16 protein-coding genes and 1 pseudogene are annotated in these 19,247 nt (G+C 65.1%); 6 read left to right on the top strand and 11 right to left on the bottom strand.

Going from position 1 to position 19,247, the window contains the following annotated elements; all coding sequences use genetic code 11:
• The first annotated feature begins 45 nt into the window (after positions 1–45).
• The 3 genes from CCX87_RS05770 to CCX87_RS05760 are packed head-to-tail and all read left to right on the top strand — an operon-like array spanning position 46 to position 2,920.
• On the top strand, positions 46–1,281 hold the full coding sequence (locus tag CCX87_RS05770) for a multidrug effflux MFS transporter (protein WP_232476492.1): 1,236 nt from the start codon (positions 46–48) through the stop codon (positions 1,279–1,281).
• Positions 1,278–2,270, top strand: a complete 993-nt coding sequence (miaA, locus tag CCX87_RS05765; protein ID WP_087744519.1) for a tRNA (adenosine(37)-N6)-dimethylallyltransferase MiaA — start codon at positions 1,278–1,280, stop codon at positions 2,268–2,270. Before CCX87_RS05770 ends, miaA begins: the two co-directional genes overlap by 4 nt.
• Entirely contained in the window at positions 2,267–2,920 is a 654-nt protein-coding gene (locus CCX87_RS05760; RefSeq protein WP_087744517.1) for an ABC transporter ATP-binding protein, read from the top strand. Before miaA ends, CCX87_RS05760 begins: the two co-directional genes overlap by 4 nt.
• Before the next feature lie 27 nt (positions 2,921–2,947).
• On the opposite strand, the gene CCX87_RS05755 is transcribed toward CCX87_RS05760, so the two are convergent.
• Entirely contained in the window at positions 2,948–3,376 is a 429-nt protein-coding gene (locus CCX87_RS05755) for an Hsp20/alpha crystallin family protein (RefSeq protein WP_087744515.1), read from the bottom strand.
• Positions 3,377–3,541: 165 nt separating this feature from the next.
• Between CCX87_RS05755 and CCX87_RS05750 the strand changes: the two genes are divergently transcribed.
• Both CCX87_RS05750 and CCX87_RS05745 read left to right on the top strand, forming a co-directional pair.
• On the top strand, positions 3,542–6,184 hold the full coding sequence (locus CCX87_RS05750) for an FtsX-like permease family protein (RefSeq protein WP_087744513.1): 2,643 nt from the start codon (positions 3,542–3,544) through the stop codon (positions 6,182–6,184).
• A 74-nt stretch (positions 6,185–6,258) separates the two neighbouring features.
• Positions 6,259–7,458, top strand: coding sequence for a lipocalin-like domain-containing protein (locus tag CCX87_RS05745; protein WP_087744511.1), 1,200 nt, complete (start codon positions 6,259–6,261; stop codon positions 7,456–7,458).
• Positions 7,459–7,497: 39 nt separating this feature from the next.
• Here the strand turns inward: CCX87_RS05745 and CCX87_RS05740 are convergent, their stop codons facing one another.
• The 7 genes and pseudogenes from CCX87_RS05740 to istA form a co-directional block, all read right to left on the bottom strand.
• The gene (locus CCX87_RS05740; protein ID WP_087744509.1) at positions 7,498–8,493 is read right to left on the bottom strand and encodes a branched-chain amino acid ABC transporter permease; all 996 of its coding nucleotides are present in this window, start codon (positions 8,491–8,493) and stop codon (positions 7,498–7,500) included.
• Positions 8,494–8,505: 12 nt separating this feature from the next.
• A complete protein-coding gene (locus CCX87_RS05735; RefSeq protein ID WP_087744507.1) occupies positions 8,506–9,390 on the bottom strand; it encodes a branched-chain amino acid ABC transporter permease in 885 nt (294 codons plus the stop codon).
• A gap of 35 nt (positions 9,391–9,425) precedes the next feature.
• Complete coding sequence (locus CCX87_RS05730; RefSeq protein ID WP_087744506.1) at positions 9,426–10,622, bottom strand: ABC transporter substrate-binding protein; 1,197 nt, start codon at positions 10,620–10,622, stop codon at positions 9,426–9,428.
• A 60-nt stretch (positions 10,623–10,682) separates the two neighbouring features.
• The gene (locus CCX87_RS05725) at positions 10,683–11,408 is read right to left on the bottom strand and encodes an ABC transporter ATP-binding protein (protein ID WP_087744504.1); all 726 of its coding nucleotides are present in this window, start codon (positions 11,406–11,408) and stop codon (positions 10,683–10,685) included.
• A gap of 1 nt (position 11,409) precedes the next feature.
• Positions 11,410–12,180: an ABC transporter ATP-binding protein gene (locus tag CCX87_RS05720; protein WP_086912966.1), complete on the bottom strand. Its 771-nt coding sequence runs from the start codon at positions 12,178–12,180 to the stop codon at positions 11,410–11,412.
• A gap of 338 nt (positions 12,181–12,518) precedes the next feature.
• Positions 12,519–13,285: pseudogene (gene istB / locus CCX87_RS21275) on the bottom strand (IS21-like element helper ATPase IstB).
• Positions 13,282–14,910, bottom strand: a complete 1,629-nt coding sequence (gene istA, locus CCX87_RS05710) for an IS21 family transposase (protein ID WP_087744503.1) — start codon at positions 14,908–14,910, stop codon at positions 13,282–13,284. Before istA ends, istB begins: the two are co-directional and overlap by 4 nt.
• 32 nt (positions 14,911–14,942) lie before the next feature.
• Here istA and CCX87_RS05705 point away from each other — a divergent pair, with 32 nt between their 5' ends.
• Positions 14,943–16,844, top strand: a complete 1,902-nt coding sequence (locus CCX87_RS05705; protein WP_087744501.1) for an ABC transporter transmembrane domain-containing protein — start codon at positions 14,943–14,945, stop codon at positions 16,842–16,844.
• Positions 16,845–16,912: 68 nt separating this feature from the next.
• Here CCX87_RS05705 and CCX87_RS05700 read toward each other — a convergent pair whose 3' ends face one another.
• The 3 genes from CCX87_RS05700 to nuoN are packed head-to-tail and all read right to left on the bottom strand — an operon-like array spanning position 16,913 to position 19,226.
• Positions 16,913–17,383 (bottom strand): DUF1178 family protein, encoded by a 471-nt coding sequence (locus CCX87_RS05700; RefSeq protein ID WP_087744499.1) that lies wholly within the window; start codon positions 17,381–17,383, stop codon positions 16,913–16,915.
• A 24-nt stretch (positions 17,384–17,407) separates the two neighbouring features.
• The gene (locus CCX87_RS05695; protein WP_087744497.1) at positions 17,408–17,713 is read right to left on the bottom strand and encodes a DUF2818 family protein; all 306 of its coding nucleotides are present in this window, start codon (positions 17,711–17,713) and stop codon (positions 17,408–17,410) included.
• Positions 17,714–17,732: 19 nt separating this feature from the next.
• Positions 17,733–19,226, bottom strand: coding sequence for an NADH-quinone oxidoreductase subunit NuoN (gene nuoN / locus CCX87_RS05690; RefSeq protein ID WP_087744495.1), 1,494 nt, complete (start codon positions 19,224–19,226; stop codon positions 17,733–17,735).
• Positions 19,227–19,247: the final 21 nt, after the last annotated feature.

Here is a 19,247-nt window from a genome sequence, read left to right as displayed (position 1 = left end):
CTGGCAAGGCTCTGGCCCGCCCTGGCATCTGATACCCTCCCGCGCATGTCTGACGCTTCCACTGCCCCGGCACGCACGGGCGCTGCGGCCATGCCGGCCTGGCTGGTCATTGCGCTGCTGGCGCTGCTGCTGGGCCTGCAGCCGGTCACCACCGATCTGTATCTGCCCGCGCTGCCTACCCTCAAGGCGCAACTGCAGGCCAGCATGGCGCAATCGCAGCTCACGCTCACGGCGTTGCTGCTGGCGTTTGGCTGCTCGCAACTGGTGTGGGGGCCGCTGTCGGACCGCTGGGGGCGCCGCCCCATCCTGCTGGCGGGGCTGGTGGCCTATGTGCTGGCGGCGCTGGGCTGTGCCCTGGCGCAATCGATGGAAGCGCTGATCTTCTGGCGCGCCGTGCAGGGCGCCGCCATGGGCGCCGGCGTGATGGGCGCGCGCGCCGTGGTGCGCGACCTGTATGCCCCGGCGGAAGGAGCGCATGCCATGTCGCGCGCCCTCACGGGCCTGGGCATCATTGCCTGCCTGAGCCCACCGCTGGGCGGCCTGCTGGCGGGCCACCTGGGCTGGCGCGCCACCATGGCGGCGCTGGGCTGCTTTGGCGGTGTGGCGCTGCTGCTGATTTTGCTGCGCTTTGAAGAAACCCTGGCCCGCCCCAACCCGCTGGCGCTGCGCCCCGCGCACCTGCTGCGCACCTGGGCGCAGATCCTGCGCCACCCCACATTTCTGGCTTTTTCGGCCATCACCACCTTCACCTATGCGGGCCTGTTCACCTACCTGGCGGCCTCGTCGTTCACTTTCATCCAGGTGCTGGGCTGGAGCCCCACGGCCTATGGCTTGCTGCTGTCGGGCAATGCGGCGATGTACATCACCGGCACCTTTTTGTGCCGGCGGCTGCTGGTGCGCTGGGGCCTGCGCCGCAGCATGGCGCTGGCCGGCCTGCTGAGCGCCACGGGCGGCACGCTGATGGGCGTGGCGGCACTCGCCGGCGTGCAAAGCGGCTGGGCCTATGCCCTGCCCTTTCTGCTGTTCCAGATGGCGCACGGCATCCACATGCCCTGCGGCCAGAGCGGTGCCGTGGGCCCGTTCCCCCAGGCGGCCGGAACCGCCGCTGCGCTGAACGGCTTTGTCATGATGCTGGTGGCGTTTGGCATGGGCCAATGGCTGGGCCAGCGCATGGACGGCACGGTGCTGCCACTCGCCCTGGGCGTGTGGTTCTGGAGCCTGTGCCTCGCCCTCGCCGCCTGGACGCTGGTGCAAAAATTCGGGGGGCCCGCCAAGGCATGAACACCCCCCTGCCCACCATCGCCATCGCGGGGCCCACGGCCTCGGGCAAGACAGCCGGCGCCCTGGCATTGGCCGCCGTGCTGGCGCCGCGCCTGCCGGTCGAGATCATCAGCGTGGATTCGGCCCTGGTGTACCGGGGCATGGACATTGGCACGGCCAAGCCCACGCGCGCCGAGCTGGCCGCCGTGCCGCACCACCTGATCGACATCCGCGACCCGCTGCAGGCCTACAGCGCCGCCGAGTTCGTGCAGGATGCCGAGCGGCTCATTGGCGAGATCCGCGCGCGCGGCGCCCTGCCGCTGCTGGTGGGCGGCACCATGCTGTATTTCAAGGCACTGTTCGACGGCATCGACGACATGCCCCCCGCCGACCCCGCCGTGCGCGAGCGTCTGGAAGCCCAGGCCGCGCAGATCGGCTGGCCCGCGATGCACGCCGAGCTGGCCCGCGTGGACCCCGCCACCGCCGCCCGCCTGGCGCCCGCCGACAGCCAGCGCATCCAGCGCGCGCTGGAGGTGTGGCACGTCTCCGGCCAGCCCATCTCGCACTTTCACACGTCAAAAAAGAGAGCAACCAGCGCTTTCCCCATCAGCGCTACCGCCCTTTTTTCCTTGGAACCCGACGACCGCGCCTGGCTGCACGAGCGCATCGCCCTGCGCTTTGACGCCATGCTGGCGCAAGGCTTTGTAGACGAAGTGCGCCAGTTGCGCGCGCGCGGCGACCTGCACCCCGATCTGCCCTCGATGCGCTGCGTGGGCTACCGCCAAGCCTGGGAAGCGCTCGATGCCCAGGCGGCGGCCGGCCCCGGGGCGCCGCTCGACCTGGCCGGCCTGCGCGAGCGCGGCATGGCCGCCACCCGCCAGTTGGCCAAGCGCCAGATCACCTGGCTGCGCAGCATGCCCCAGCGCCACGCTATTGCCTGCGACCCGCCCGATGCCACCGCGCGCCTGGTGCAGGCGGTGCTGCAGCGCCTGGAGGGCACCGCGCCATGAGCGGCCCGCTGCGCGTCGAGGCGCTGGCCAAGCACTACGGCGGCACGCCGGTGTTTGCCAACGTGCAGTTCACGGTGCAGCCGGGCGAATTCGTGGCCATCGTGGGCGACTCGGGCGTGGGCAAATCCACCCTGCTCAACTGCATGGCGGGGCTGGACCGGTGGGATGCCGGGCGCATCGTGCACGGCGACACCGATCTGGCGCCGCTCAATGAAACGCAGCGCGCCCTGTGGCGGCGCGCCCATGTGGGGTTTGTGTTCCAGGCCTTCCATGTGCTGCCCCACCTCGATGTAGCCCAAAACGTGGCCTTGCCGCTGATGCTGCTGGGCCGCACCGAGCCCGATCGGGTGCAGCACATGCTGGCGGCCGTGGGCCTGGCCGACCTGGGCGAGCGCCTGCCGCAGCAACTGAGCGGCGGCCAGCTGCAGCGCGTGGCCATTGCCCGCGCCCTGGTGCACCGCCCCGCCCTGCTGCTGGCCGACGAGCCCACCGGCAACCTCGACCCCGGCACGGCCGCGCGCGTGCTGGACCTGTTGCTGGCGCAAACGCGCGAGCACGGCGCCTCGCTGGTGCTGGTCACGCACTCCGACGCCGCCGCCGCGCGCGCCGACCGGCGGTTGCGGCTCACGGCCGAGGGCATCGCCGGCTGAGCACGCGGCCGGGCCGGCCACAGTCAGCTATTCAATGCTGAGCCGCTGCGCGCTGCCGCCCTGCTTCTTGGGCAGCGTGAGCGTCAGCACGCCGTTGTCGTATTTGGCCTTGGCCTGGGCGGCGTCCACATCGACGGGCAACTGGAAGCTGCGCGCCACCGAGCCAAAATAGCGCTCGGAGCGCAGCACCTTCTCGCCCTCGGTCTTCTGGTCATGCTGGCGCACCTCGGCGCGCAGGCTGACCACATTGCCTTCGATCGAGACCTGGATGTCTTCCTTGGGCACGCCCGGCACCTCGGCATGCACGGTGTAGCCGCCATCGGTTTCCTTCACGTCCACCTTGATCTGCGCGGGCGATGGAACGCCTTCGCCATGCAGTGGGCGCACATAAAAACCGGGGGCGATGTCCTTGAAGAAGTCATCGAACAAACTGCCACGGGTAACCAGAGAATTCATGGTGAAGCTCCTGAACGTGAGGGTTGGACAACCGGGCCGGCAAGGAAGCGCTGGCCCCATCATCAAGATACGAACAGCCCCGTCCCATTTCAAGGGCAGTGGTGGCGGCGGTTGATCTGCATCAACCGCCGAGCCTGCGGGCGCCGCCCCCCCCACAATCGGGCCATGCTTGCTCTGCTTCGCACCTTCTCCTGGCAGGAGCTGCGCCACCACCCCTGGCGCAGCGCCGCGGCGGTGGCCGCCGTGATGCTGGGCGTTGCGCTGGCGTTTGCCGTGCAGGTGATCAACAGCTCGGCCCTGGACGAGTTTTCGCAGGCCGTGCGCGCGGTCAACGGCCAGCCCGATCTGGAGCTGCGCGCCATGCAGGGCCCGCTGCCCGAAGCGCTGTACGGGCACCTGGCCAACCACGCGCAGGTGCTGCGCGCCAGCCCGTGGCTGGAGCTTTCCACGCTGGCCCAGGTGGCTGCTCCAACGACCACATCACCAGGCGCTGCACCAGTCCGCGTGGTGCTGCGGGTGGTGGGCGCGGATGCGCTGCTGCTGCCGGCCGTGGCGCCCGCGCTCATGCCACGCGCTTTTGCATCCAGCGAGCGGCTGGCCATGCTGGCGCCGGCTACGGTGTTTCTCAACGCGGCGGCCTTGCAGGCCCTGGGCCTGGCGAGTGATGGCAGTGGCGCGGCAACGCTGTTGCTGCACACTGGCCTGCAAAGTTCGACATCGACTTCGCACATGGTGCGCGTGGCCGGCACCGTGGCCGCGGGCGGCGCCCCCCTGGCCGTGATGGACATCGGCGCAGCGCAAGACCTGTGGGGCAAGGCGGGCCAACTCAGTCGCATCGATCTGCAGTTGCAACCGGGCACCGACCGTGCCGTGTTCCGGCAAGCGCTGCAATCACTGCCTGGCTGGCCCGCCAACGCCATGCTGGCCGAGCCCGGCGATGCGGTGCAGCGCATCGGCAACCTGTCGCGCGCCTACCGCGTCAACCTCACGGTGCTGGCGCTGGTGGCGCTGTTCACGGGGGCATTTCTGGTGTTTTCGGTGCTGGCCCTCAGCGTGGCGCAGCGCGCGCCCCAGTTTGCTTTGCTGGCGGTGCTGGGCGCCACGCCACGCCAGCGCCTGGCACTGGTGCTGACCGAGTCGGCCCTGCTGGGTCTGGTCGGCAGCGCCGCCGGCATTGCGCTGGGCACGGCGCTGGCGGCCACGGCGTTGCAACTGCTGGGGGGCGACCTGGGCGGTGGCTACTTTGCCGGCGTGCAGCCAGCGCTGCAATGGAGCGCCCCGGCAGCGCTGCTCTATTGCGCGCTGGGCGTGGCCGCCGCGCTGGTGGGCGGCTGGTGGCCGGCCCAGTCGGCCCGCCATCTGCCGCCAGCGCAAACGCTCAAGGGCCTGGGTGCCGCGGCCGGCCGGGGCCCGGGTGCCACGGTCGGTATTATTTTGATAGCTGCTGGCGCTTTACTGGCAAGCGCTCCACCCATTTTTGGCATTGCATTGGCTGCCTACTTCGCCATTGGCCTGCTGCTGGTGGGTGGCATTGCCCTGCTGCCCTGGGGCATGGCCTGGCTGCTGCAGCGCCTGCACCCGCTGGTGGCCGGCCGCCTGCTGCTGGTGCTGCCCCTGGAGCGCGCGCGCCGCATGCGCGGCACGGCCGCCATTGCCGTAGGCGGCGTGGTGGCCAGCCTGAGCCTGGCCGTGGCGCTGACAGTAATGGTGGCCAGCTTTCGCGGCTCGGTCACCGAGTGGCTGGATACGGTGCTGCCGTCCCCGCTGTATGTGCGCTCGGCCCTGAGCGCGGCCGGGGGCGAGGCGGCCCTGTTGCCGCCCGGGTTCGACGAGGCCGTGGCGCAACTGCCCGCTGTGGCCCGCGTGCAGCCCCTGCGCGCCAGCCCGCTGCAGCTCGATGCCAAGCGCCCCGCCCTCACGCTGCTGAGCCGCCCGCTGGCCAGCGACCCGGCCCGCGCGCTGCCCCTGGTGGGCGCGGCGCTGCCGGTGCCCGCAGGCCGCACGGGCATCTACATCAGCGAAGCGGTGGTGGACCTGTATGGCCTGCAGCCCGGCATGGACTGGCCTGCGCTTTCAAAGTCTTTTAGCCCGCTAGCGCAGGAAGGACAAGCGCAACCAGCTATATTTTTTATAGCGGGCGTATGGCGCGACTATGTGCGCCAGTCGGGCGCCGTGGCGATGGACCGCGCCGACTACCTGCGCCTGACGGGCGACACACGCGCCAGCGACCTGGCGCTGTGGCCGCGCGATGGCGCCGATCTGGCGCAGCTGCAGCAGGCGATTCGTGCGCTGGCCGAGCCCGGTGCGGCAACCGATACAGCAACAGGTGCGGGCGCAGCCGGGCTGGAGTTTGTGTCGTCCGGCGCCATCCGCGAGCGCTCATTGCGCATCTTCGACCGCAGTTTTGCCGTCACCTACTGGCTGCAGGCCGTGGCCATTGGCATCGGCCTGTTCGGCGTGGCAGCCAGCTTCAGCGCGCAGGTGCTGGCGCGGCGCAAAGAGTTCGGCCTGCTGGCGCACCTGGGCCTGACCCGCCGGCAGATCCTGGCCGTGGTGGCCGGCGAAGGCGCGGCATGGACCGGCGTGGGCGCGGCGGTGGGCGTGCTGCTGGGCCTGGCCGTGGCCTGGGTGCTGGTGCATGTGGTCAATCCGCAGAGCTTTCACTGGACCATGGAGCTGCGCGTGCCCGCCGCCCGCCTGCTGGCACTGTGCGCCGCCGTGGTGGCCTCGGGCACCCTCACCGCCTGGCTGGCGGGCCGGGCGGCAGCGGGGCAGGATGCGGTACTGGCGGTGAAGGAAGACTGGTAGCGGCAGCCCGGAGGCCCCCTCAGCCCCTCGGCCCGGTCCGTCGGCGACGCAGCCATTGGGACACAATCGGCGCCATGACTGCGCAGCCACCCTCTTTCGCCCCCCACGGTGCGGCCTGCGGCCTGGCCCTCTGCACCCGCCGCCAATGGCTGGCGCTGACGCTGGGAGCGGGGGCGACGCTGGCGCAGGCGCTGCCCGCGCGGGCGCTCGACTTTCCGCGCGACCATGGCAGCCACCCCGATCTGCACACCGAATGGTGGTACCTCACGGGCCATGCGCAGGCCGCGGGCCGCCTGTGGGGGTTTCAGGTGACGTTCTTTCGTTCGCGCGTGGACGCCACGCAAGGCCTGCGGTCGGCCTTTGCGGCCAAGCAGTTGCTGTTCGCCCACGCGGCCCTGACCGACGTCAAAGGCCAGCGCCTGCACCACGACCAGCGCATTGCCCGCTCCGGCTTTGGCGTGGTGCAGGCCAGCGAGGCCGACACGGCCGTCCGGCTGCGCGACTGGTCGCTCACCAGGACCGCGCTGCCCACCAGCACCCGGCGTGCCGCACCCGACAGCAGCGCCGGTCCAGGCCCGGCCACTACGGGCAGCCGATACGCCGCGCGGGTCGAGGGCGATGGCTTCGGGCTCGACCTGCAATGCGATACCGCCCAGCCACCGCTGCTGCAGGGCCGCCAGGGCCTGTCCCGCAAAGGCCCCGAAACCAGCCAGGCGAGCTACTACTACAGCCAGCCGCAACTGGCGGTGAGCGGCAGCATTGTGCTGAATGGACGGCGCATGGCCATCGAAAGCGGCAGCACCGCAAGCGGCAGCACGGCCAACCGCGCCTGGCTGGACCATGAATGGAGCGACGCGCTGATGCACCCCGACGCCGTAGGCTGGGACTGGATTGGCATGAACCTCCACGATGGCGGCGCGCTCACGGCGTTTCGCTTGCGGCGCGCCGATGGCTCAACGCTGTGGACGGGTGGCTCGTTCCGCCCGGCGCGCCAGCAGACCCAGGTATTTGCCGACAACACCGTGGTGTTTGCCGCACAACGCCACTGGAGCAGCCCCTTGAGCGGCGCCCGCTATCCGGTGCAGTGGCAGGTGACAACCTCCGCTGGCCAGTTTGGTGTGCATGCGCTGCTGGACGACCAGGAGCTCGACAGCAGCAGCTCTACCGGGGCGATTTACTGGGAAGGCCTGTCCGAGTTGCGCAATGGCGCGGGCGAAACAGTTGGCCGGGGCTATCTGGAAATGACGGGATACAAAAAGCCGCTGCGCCTGTGACGCAGCGGCCTTTACAAAGCGCGCAAGAAAACGTGAAACTCAGCCCTTGCTGCCGGCCTTGCGGCGGGCCAGCCAGGCAATGATTTCACCCATGATGCCGCGGCGGAATGCCAGCACGCAGACCACAAAAATCAGGCCTGTCACCATGGTCACCGACTCACCCAGAGTGTTGAACCACTCCACGCTGGTCAGCGTGGCCAGAAAACCGCCAATCTCGCCCAGCTTGTTCTCCAGCAACACCACCACGGCCGAACCCACCAGCGGGCCCGACAAGGTGCCCAGGCCGCCCACCAGCGTCATCAGCACGACGTGGCCCGATGCCGACCAGTGCACATCGCTGAGTGTGGCAAACCCCAGCACCAAGGTTTTAAGCGAGCCGGCCAGCCCCGACAGCGCAGCCGACAGCACGAAAGCCAGCAGCTTGAAGCGATTGGTGTCGTAGCCCAGCGAAATGGCACGCGGCTCGTTTTCCTTGATGGCCTTGAGCACCTGGCCATAGGGCGAGTGCACGGTGCGCACGATCAGCAAAAACGCCGCCACCACCACGATAAACACCACGTAGTACATGGCCATGTCGTTCTGCAGATCCAAAACGCCAAACAGCTTGCCGCGGGGTACGCCTTGCAGCCCGTCTTCACCGCCAGTAAAGGGCATCTGCAGGCAGATGAAAAACAGCATCTGTGCCAGGGCCAGCGTGATCATCGTGGAGTAGATGCCGGTGCGGCGGATGGCAAAGAAACCCACCACCAGACCCAGCAAGGCGCCGCTGGCCGTGCCCAGCAGCAGGCCTATTTCGGGCGTAAAGCCCCACACCTTCATGGACTGGCCCGCCACGTAGGCCGAGCCCCCCAAAAAGGCAGCATGGCCGAAAGACAACATGCCGGTGTAGCCCAGCAGCAGGTTGAAGGCCGCAGCGAACAGCGCGAAGCACATCAGCTTCATCACGAATACCGGGTAGGCACCCAGCAACGGCGCCACCAGCAGGCCAATGAACAACAGGCCGTAGCCAAAAGCAGTAAGGTTCTTGGAATTCATGTGAGCAGCCCCTTATTTTTCTTTGCCGAACAGGCCGGCGGGGCGAATCAGGAGAACGATGACCATGATGACGAACACCACGGTCGAGGATGCTTCGGGATAGAACACCTTGGTGAATCCTTCGACGATGCCCAGGCCCAGCCCGGTCAGGATGGAACCCATGATGGAACCCATGCCACCGATCACCACCACGGCAAACACGACGATGATGAGGTTCTGACCCATCAGCGGGGACACCTGGTACACCGGCGCGGCCAGCACACCGGCAAAGGCCGCCAGACCGGCACCAAACGCATAGGTCAGCGTGATCATCAGCGGCACGTTGACGCCAAACGCCTCCACCAGGCGCGGGTTCTCGGTGCCCGCACGCAGGTAGGCGCCCAGCTTGGTCTTCTCGATCACGTACCAGGTGGCAATGCACACCGTGATGGAAGCCACCACCACCCAGGCACGGTAGTTGGGCATGATCATGAAGCCCAGGTTGGTGGCCCCTTCGAGCAGCTCGGGCGTGTCATAACCCAGGCCCGAAACGCCATAGATCGAGCGAAAGATCCCCTCGATCAGCAGCGTCAGGCCCAGTGTCAGCAGCAGGCCATACAGATGGTCCAGCTTGTAGATCCAGCGCAGCAGCAGCCTCTCGATCAAAACCCCGAACACCCCCACCACCAGCGGCGCCAGCACCAGCATCAACCAGTAGTTGATGCCAAAGTAGTTCATGGCCATCCAGGTAATCACGGCCCCCATCATGAACAGCGCACCGTGCGCAAAGTTGATGACGTTGAGCAGGCCGAAGATCACGGCCAGCCCGAGGCTGAGGATTGCGTAAAACGAGCCATTGACCAGCCCCAACAGGAGCTGGCTCAAAAGGCCCGGCAATGAGACACCAAAAATTTCCATGGCAGGCGGCAGAGGGTGAGGGTCAGGTCAGGAGCTTATTTCCACAGAGCGCACTTGCTCTCGGCCTTGGTCGTGAAGATCTGGTCGCCCGGAATCTTTTTGACGACCTTGAAGTAATCCCAAGGCTTGGTCGACTCCGAGGGCTTCTTCACTTGCAGCAGGTACATGTCGTGCACATAGCGGCCATCCGGGCGCAGCGTGCCGGAGGCGTAGAAGTCATTCATCGGCATGGCGCGCCACGCGGCCATGACCTTGTCGGCGTCCACACTCTTGGCTGCCTGAACGGCCTTGAGGTAATTCATGGTGGCCGAGTAATCAGCCGCCTGAATCGAAGTGGGCATGCGCTTGGTCTTGTCGAAGAAACGCTTGCCGAACTTGCGGGTCTCGTCGTTCAGGTCCCAATACCAGCTGCTGGTGAATTGCAGGCCTTCGGTGTTCTTGAGACCCAGGCTGTGGATGTCGGTAATGAACAGCAGCAGGCCCGCCATCTTCATGGTCTTGTCAATGCCGAACTCCTTGGCGGCCTTGATGGCGTTGATGGTGTCGCCACCCGCATTGGCCAGACCGAGAATTTGTGCCTTGGAGTTTTGTGCCTGCAACAGGAACGACGAAAAATCTGATGCATTGAGCGGGTGACGGACAGAGCCCGCAACCGTTCCGCCCTTGGCCTTGACGGCGGCAGAGGTGTCCGCTTCGAGTGCCTGACCAAAGGCATAGTCAGCTGTCAGGAAAAACCAGCTCTTGCCGCCCGCATCCACAATGGCCGAGCCGGTGCCGCGGGCCAGCGCCACGGTGTCGTAGGCGTAGTGCACGGTGTAGGGGGTGCATTGCTCATTGGTCAGGGCCGATGAGCCGGCGCCACTGTTGACATAGACACGCTTCTTTTCCGCAGCCACCTTGGCGGCAGCCAGCGCCGTGCCCGAGTTGGTGCCACCGAACAGCATGGTCACGCCCTGTGTGTCGATCCATTCGCGCGCCTTGGAGGCGGCGATGTCGGCCTTGTTCTGGTGGTCCGCGCTGATCAATTCGACCGGCATGCCCAGCACCTTGCCGCCAAAGTCGTCGATGGCCATCTGAATCGCCACGGCACCGTTCTTGCCCTCCACGTCGGCATACAGGCTGGACATGTCGGTGATGAAACCGATCTTGACTTTGTCCTGCGCGTGGACGGCCGAAGTGGTCAGGCCGGCTGCGCCGAGCATCAGTGCGAGTGCCTTGAGCTTGTTTTTCATGAATGTCTCCTGTTGTGGTGATAAATGTTGCAAAAACACGGGACGTGGTCGTCCGCCCGCTCAGACGCCGAGAAGGTTGTTGAGCACCGGCATCTTTTCTTCCAGCTCGCTGGCGCCGAATTTTTCGACGATGCGGCCATGCTCCATCACATAAAAACGGTCAGCCAGTGGCGCAGCAAAGCGGAAGTTTTGCTCGACCATGACCACCGTGTAGCCGCGTTCGCGCAGCATGACGATCATGCGGGCCAGCGCCTGCACGATGACGGGCGCCAGGCCCTCGGAGATTTCATCGAGCAGCAGAAGCTTGGCACCAGTGCGCAGGATGCGCGCCACGGCCAGCATCTGTTGCTCGCCACCCGACAGGCGCGTGCCCTGGCTGTTGCGGCGCTCGGCCAGGTTGGGAAACATGGCGTAAATTTCGTCGATCGACATGCCCTGCGTTCCCGTCTTGAGGGCCGGCGGCAACAGCAGGTTTTCTTCGCACGACAGGCTGGAAAAAATGCCCCGCTCCTCAGGGCAGTAGCCCACGCCCAGATGGGCGATGCGGTGCGTCGGCATGTGGATGGTCTCCACACCGTTGATCTTCACGGATCCCTTGCGGGCGCCCGTGAGGCCCATGACGGCACGCATGGTGGTGGTGCGCCCGGCGCCATTGCGCCCGAGCAAGGTCACCACTTCGCCGGGCTGCACCACGATATCCACGCCATGCAGCACATGCGACTCGCCGTACCAGGCTTCCAGGTTGCGAATTTCCAGCGCGGGGGTATTGGAGGCAGAGGTAGCCATGTCAGTGGGCTCCCTGCAGTTGGCCGTCGGTCGTGCCCATGTAGGCTTCCATCACTTGGGGGTTGTTCGATACTTCGGCGTAAGGCCCTTCGGCCAGCACGGCGCCACGCTGCAGCACGGTGATGCAATCGGCAATGGTGGATACCACTTTCATGTTGTGCTCCACCATCAGGATGGTCCGGCCGGCCGACACTTTCTTGATGAGCTGCGTGACACGGTCCACGTCCTCGTGGCCCATGCCCTGTGTAGGTTCGTCGAGCAGCATGAGCTCGGGCTCCATGGCCAGCGTGGTGGCAATTTCGAGGGCGCGCTTGCGGCCATAGGGCAGATTCACTGTGAGCTCGTCAGCCAGGTCTTCCAGACCCACTTCGGTGAGCAGCTCCATGGCCCGTGCATCGAGCTGGCGCAGGCTACGCTCGCTGCGCCAGAAGTGAAACGCCGTGCCCAGCTTGCGCTGCAGCCCGATGCGCACGTTTTCCAGCAGCGTCAGGTGCGGAAACACCGCCGAAATCTGGAACGAGCGGATCACGCCACGTCGTGCGATTTCTGCGGGCTTCTCGCGGGTGATGTCCTGGCCGTTGAAACGGATCGACCCCGAGGTCGGCTCCAAAAACTTGGTCAGCAAGTTGAAGCAAGTGGTTTTGCCGGCGCCATTGGGCCCGATCAGGGCGTGGATAGAGCCGCGGCGCACCGACAAGGTCACATTGCTGACCGCGGTGAAGCCTTTGAACTCTTTGGTCAGGCTTTGGGTTTCAAGAATGACGTCGCTCATTGCGCCTTGATCGCTCCATGGGGATGCTGAGGAAAGAGCCTTGCCACAAGGTCTCGGTGGGTGCGTTTTGTTGCAATGCATCGTAAGTGCCGCGATAGGGGCCAGATACTGGGACAAATGCCTATGTATAAATGCCTACGTAAGAACGATTCCTTTCTCGCTGCGCCACTGCGTCCGGCAAGTCGGAATGCGCGCAAGCCGACGGTGCATGCACTTCAGTGGACGCCTACACTGCCCTGATGACAAAAAACCACTCCCAGGCCGCGCAGGGCCCCGATGGCCAGGTCAAATTCCCCCACCCTTGGCCACCCCAAATTCCCCCAGGCAGGACGGTCGGATTATGACGACTCGGGTGTGATGGCGATGCGTGCAGCGGCCTCCTTGAGGCGGTAGCTCTTGCCCTCGAACTCCAGCATCGCGCAGCGGTGCATGAGGCGATCCAGGATGGTGCTGGCCATGGTGGCGTCGCCGAGGTATTTGCCCCAGTCCTGCACCACGCGGTTGGACGTGATGAGAACAGCGCGGCGCAGCTTGTAGCGCTGGTGCACGATGGCCTGTAGGACTTCAGCGGCATGCTCGCTGATGCGTCTGGCCAGGAACAGGTCATCGAGGACGAGCAGGTCCGGCGCGACCCAGTCCTTGAGCAGCTCGGTGCGCTCTGCCGTAGTGGCCAGCGCGTAACGGGCGAACTCGGTGTCGGCTTCCAGGTAACGCACGTCATAGCCCTGCAGCGTGGCCTGGTAGGCCACGGCCTTGGCCACATGGCTCTTGCCGGTGCCCGGCTTGCCGATGATCAGCGCGTTGGCCCCCTCGCCGATGAACTTCAGGGTGTGCAACTCGAAGCAGGCGCTGCGCGGCAGCTTCGGGTTGAAACGCCAGTCGAAGTCAGCCAGCGAGGGGCGCTCATCCAGACCCGAGCGCTTGAAGCGGCGCTCGGTCAGGCGAGAGCGCCGGCGGTCCAGCTCGTCTTGCAGCATGGCGGCGAAGGTCTCCAGGAAAGGCTGCTGGGCGGCCTGGGCCTGCATCACGCGGGTGGACAGGGTCTCGGCGATGCCGGACAGGCGCAGCTCGCGCAGCGCGCGCGTTCGATCTCGATCATGTTCATGGCTGAACTCCCGGTGCGTTGGTGGTGTTGTTGGTGGTGGTGGTGGTGGTGGTGGTGGTGTTTGCCGTGGCGGCGGCGAGCGCGAAGAGATCGCTGTACTCCTCAGCGTCTCGGATGAGCTCATGCTGCTGCGTCAGCGCGTGGGCACCGGCGGCGGGTGCTTCGCCGCAGGTAGCCTCGATGGCCGCCATCGCCTGGGCAAAGAGGGCTTCGGTCAGCGCCAGCACGCGCTTGTAGCTGTAGACCCCTTGCTCCAGGGCCTGGGCGCAGGCGGCATTGATGCAGTGCGCCGGGTAACGGCGCATGAGTCCCACAATGCCCCAGAGCTTGCGCTGCCCGACACGACCCTCGATGGCAAAGAGCAGCTCACACAGCCGGCTGGCGTGCTCACCAATCTCGCCGGCCTGACGCAGGATCAGGCGGGTCTCGCGAGACGGATTGAACACCCGCTCCTCCATGGGCAGAATCACCGTGCCGGGACGCTCGGCCTTGGCGTGGGTGCGCAGCAAGGCACGGGTGTGCATGTCACGAATCTCGATGCGCTGGGCGTAGATGCGCACCAACACCTTGGAGCCGATGTTCGCCGGGCGAGCGGCGTAGCTGCTGTGATCCACCCGCACACAGCTGTCGTCGCAGACGGTGCGCACCGCCTCGTCGAAATACTGCATTCCCAGCACTGGCAGGGGTTTGAGGTGGCTGCGCTCTTCCTCGAACATGGCCTGCACCTGGCGTCGCTCGGTGCCGTGGATGCGCTTGGATGCCCAGCTCTTCTCCCAGTGCGCCAGGAACTCGTTCTGGGCCTCGATGGACTCAAAGCGCCGGCCCTTCAAGGCCGTGGCCTGGGTATGGCCGATGGCATGCTCCACCGTGCCCTTGCGGTTGGGGTCTCGCACCCGCGCCGGGTCGGCCACCACGCCGTAGTGCGCCAGGGCGGCGGCGTACACCGGGTTGAGATCGGGCTCGTACAGGTCGGGCTTGAGGACGCCTTCCTTCAGATTGTCCAGCACCACGTACTGGGGGCAGCCCCCGAAGTACCGCAGGGCCCGCTCGTGCAGCTCGGCCCAGATCTGCTGGCTGGACTTCCAGACCACGCACCGGAAACTGGCACGGGAATACCGCAAGGTGGCCACGAACAGGCGGGGCTTGCGGTACCGGTCGCTGCCGGGCACGCGGGTGGGCGCGCCCTCGCCGTAGTCCACCTGCATCTCCTCGCCGGGCAGGAAGGACAGGCGATCGAACTGCTCGGGCTCCTTGTGCCGCAACTTTGCACAGAAGCGTTTGACCGAGTTGTACTGGCCATCAAAGCCGTGCTGGTCGACCAGGTCCTGGTAGATGGCCGTGGCGTTTCGCTTCAGCCGCAGCTGGGCTTCGATGAACTCGCGCCAGGGTTCGCACAGGGAGGTGGCCACCGGCCCAGGAGCCGGTGGCCAGGGTGGGGGAATTTGACCTGCCGAGCCGGTGGCCACCCCGGGGGAATTTGACTGCAGTTGCTCCAGCCAGCGCTGGTGGTAGCTCCTGACCGTCTTGCGGTCGATGCCCGTGATGCGGGCGATCTCGCGTTGCGATGTGTTGCGCTCCAGCAGTGTCTCTATGGTGGCGCGTTGGTTGGACTTCAAGACATTCACTCCTTGGCCTTCCCTCGGGGAAGACTGGATCAATGTCCTGCCAACAGGTGCCGACGACGCCGGCGTTAAACCCCTATCCCCGATCAGTTCAGGTGGGGGAGTTTGAGGTGGCCATAGACGGGGGAATTTGGGTGGCCATCAGGGCGCAGGGCTCACCCCACTCGCTGACCGGTCTGCTTCTTTTTCTCAGGCCCTACCGCGCCCGCATTGCCTTGTCTGTTGTCTTTCTGGTGCTGGCCGCTGCGGCCACGCTGGCCTTTCCCCTGGCGTTACGCAATCTGATCGATGCTGGTCTGATGGCGTCCAATCAAGGTAGCCAGGCGATGGCACTGCGCGGGCATTTTCAGGCGCTGTTTGCCGTCGCCATTGCACTCGGGGGTTTTTCGGCAGCACGCTTTTATATGGTGAGCTGGCTGGGAGAGCGCGTTACTGCCGACCTGCGCAACGCCGTGTACTGCCATGTGCTGCAGCAAAGTCCGCAGTTTTTTGAAACCACGCAGACCGGCGAGGTTTTGTCACGCCTCACGGCAGACACCACCCTGGTACAGACGGTGGTGGGCTCATCGTTCTCCATGGGGCTGCGCAATGCGGTCATGGGCATCGGTGCCCTGGCCATGCTGGTGTGGACCAACCCCTATGTCATGGCGGTGGTGCTGCTTGCAGTGGTACTGGTGGTGGTGCCCACGATGTGGATTGGACGGCGCGTGCGGCGCCTCTCGCGCGACAGCCAGGACCGCGTGGCTGACTCGAGTGCCATTGCCGCCGAGGTGCTGAATGCCGTTCCAGTGGTGCAGAGCTATACGGCAGAGAAGCGGGAATCCCTGCGTTTCGCCCAGGCCACCGAAAGCGCTTTTCAGACCGCCGTGCGCCGCACGCGAGCGCGCGCGTTTCTCGTGGCGTTCATCATCAGTGCCAACGCCGGTTTGCTGCTGTGGGGGCTTTACCGGGGCACACAGGCGGTTCTGGCGGGCCAAATGACGGCGGGCCACCTGGGGCAGACCGTGGTGTATGTCATCTTGCTGGCGGGCGCAGTGGCGGTGCTGGGAGAGGTCTACGGCGACCTGTTGCGCGCCGCGGGCGCCACGGAGCGGCTGATGGAGCTGATCGCGGGCGAATCCCCCGTGAAAGAACCGGAGCACCCCAAGCCGCTGCCAACGGGCGACCAGGGCCTGAAGGTGGATTTTGAAGGGGTGAATTTTCACTATCCCTCCAGACCCGATCATTCGGCCCTGCACGACTTCACGCTCCACCTCGAACCGGGTGAAACGGTTGCCCTGGTAGGTGCCAGTGGAGCAGGAAAGACCACGGTGTTCCAGTTGCTCCAGCGCTTCTATGACATCGACCAGCGTCCCGACGCAGCAACGCGCGGCCGCATTGCAGTCAACGGCGTGGACATACGGCAACTGGCGCTCAAGGAATTGCGCGCCAATATTGGCACCGTGCCGCAGGACGCCGTGATCTTCTCGGCGTCGGCTTTGGACAATATCCGCTACGGCCGCCCCGATGCCACCAAAGAAGATGTGATCGCCGCAGCCCGGGCAGCCTTCGCCCACGACTTCATTGAAGCACTGCCCCAAGGGTATTTGACCTTTTTGGGAGAGAGCGGCGTTCGCCTATCTGGCGGACAGCGCCAACGCATCTCGATTGCACGCGCAATGCTGAAGAATCCGCCCTTGCTGCTACTGGACGAAGCCACGAGTGCACTGGATGCGGAGAGCGAGCGCATGGTGCAGGCCGCACTGGAGATAGCCATGCAGCGCCACACTGGCCGCAGAACCACCCTGGTCATTGCGCATCGACTGGCGACGGTGCAGAACGCAGACCGGATCGTGGTGCTGGAAAACGGACGTATCGTCGAACAGGGAACCCATGCCGTGCTGCTCACCCAGGGCGGCGTCTATGCCCGCCTGGCAGCATTGCAATTCACAGCATGACCGTTGCTGCGCATCGCCTGCCGCGCAGTCCACGTCACCTGCGCGGCGAGTCCAGCCGGGCACGTTGCTTACTGCAAGGTTTCCTTGGCTGCCTCGGGCAACAGAAGTGGCAGCACTGCAATGCCTTCGTCGAGCAACTGCATGGTTTCTTCAGCCGACGCCCGCCCTCGTATGGCCCGCTGCTCTGCCTCGCCATGGTGGATGCGCCTAGCTTCCTGAGCAAACTGTGGGCCCACGTCCTCTGTAGTGGCCAACACCTTGCGCGCCAGCGACAACCATGCTGCCTGCTGATCCACACCCGACGCTTGCGTTGTGCTGTTGACTGAAGGCAACGGCGCAACCGGTGCAGACGACTCTGAGGCGGGTTGCCGTGCACCCAGGTTCAACCGTGGCGCACTCAGTCTTTTGGAGATGTGGACGTCGGCGCACAAGGGGCATTGCACCAGCGCATCGCGCAACTGCCCCTGAAAATCGTCTTCCGAGGCGAACCATCCCTCAAATACATGGCCCTGCCGACAATGCAGGTCAAGCACCTTCATGACGGAAACCTCGGCAAAGCCACGTCAACCGTGGCGACGCAGCAGATAGCGGTAGACAAAACCCGGAAAAGCCAGCGTAAGGAACAAGGTGCCCGTGACAGCATAGAACTCCCAACCCTGTGGAGCAATTTGCCCGGCACGCCGCTCCAGCAGGAGCGCCATGGCCCCCACCAGCAGGTACAGCACTACCAGCTCCACGAGCCGAACCAACAGGGCCTTCTTTGGCTGGGCCAACGGACCAATGGCCATCAACCGATGGTTGATGAAGGGAAGATTGGCCGCAATAAACGCGGCCACGATGACGAGCCAGATCGACCCAGTTTGAGACACAGAAATATTTGGATGGAGTTCAGGTGGCCAGGGCTCGCACGATGGCATCTGCACACAGCGCCATCAAGCCACCGGGCAACAAACCCAACACCAGCACCAGCGCGCCATTGACGGTCAACACCACCCGGACATCCAGGGGCGCTGACACACTGGTTGCGGTCAGGGGGGCATCAAAATACATCACCTTCACCACGCGCAGATAGTAGAACGCACCGATCAGGGACATGATGACCGCAAACACGGCCAGTGCAATATAAAGCCCTTGTCCCGATGCCATCAAGGCCTGCAAAACCGACAGCTTGGCATAAAACCCTACCAGCGGCGGAATGCCGGCCAAGGAGAACAGGCAGACCGCCATCACGCCCGCATACAAGGGGCTGCGCTGATTGAGACCTGCCAGATCGGCGATCTCTTCGCTTTCAAAGCCTTCGCGGGCCAGCAGCAAAATCACGCCAAACGCGGCCAGGGTGGTCAGGACATAGCTCACCACATAGAACATGGCAGAGCTGTAGGCGCTTTCCACCGCAGCGGCATCCACATTGCCGTTGATCACACCCGACAACAGGCCCAGCAAGACAAAGCCCATTTGAGAAATGGTGGAGTAAGCCAGCATGCGCTTCAGATTGGTCTGGGCAATGGCGGCCAGGTTACCCACAAGCAGCGAGCCGATGGCCAGCACCGCCAGCATCTGCTGCCAATCGATCGCCAGCGGCAATAACCCATCCACCAGCAGACGAATGGTGATTGCAAATGCGGCGAGCTTGGGTGCTCCACCGATCATCAGCGTGACGGCAGTGGGCGCACCTTGGTAGACATCGGGAATCCACATGTGAAATGGCACCACACCGAGCTTGAAAGCCAGACCTGCGACCACAAAGACCAAGCCGAACACCAGCACCTGGTGCCGGATCTGGCCAGAATTGACGGCCTTGAACACTTGCCCGATGTCCAGGGAGCCCGTGGCACCGTACAGCATCGACAGACCGTAAAGCAGAAACCCGCTGGCCATCGCACCCAGCACGAAATACTTCATGGCGGCTTCCGTGGCCGTTGCGTTGTCGCGCCGCAATGCCACCAGGGTGTAGCTGGAAAGGGTCAGCAGCTCCAGGCCCAGGTAGATCACCAGAAAGTTGTTGCCGGAGATCATGATGGACATGCCCAGCAAAGCCAGCATCGACAGCGTGAACAACTCACCACCCCGCAACATGCCTCGATCAGCGGCATAAGGGCGCCCGTAAACCAGCGTGACCATCATGGCCACGGTGGCGAAGCATTTGAGCCAGTTGCCCATGGCATCACTGACCACCATGTTGCCGAAACCGTAGAACGTGTTTCCGCTGCTGGCATACACACCCTGCAGGACAGCAACCACGGCCAACGTGAGCATGGTCAGGACGTAGGTACCGGTACGGCGTGGACTGTGGACCCCCAGGTCCACCAGCATGATCACGCAGGCCATGGCCAACAGCACGATCTCGGGGTAAATGGCAAGCCAGCTGATGTTGTCAATCATCTCGAATCTCTCAGTTCAGTC

The organism is Acidovorax sp. T1, from assembly GCF_002176815.1.
Classification (GTDB): domain Bacteria; phylum Pseudomonadota; class Gammaproteobacteria; order Burkholderiales; family Burkholderiaceae_C; genus Acidovorax.
This window is presented reverse-complemented; position numbering and strand designations above follow the sequence as displayed.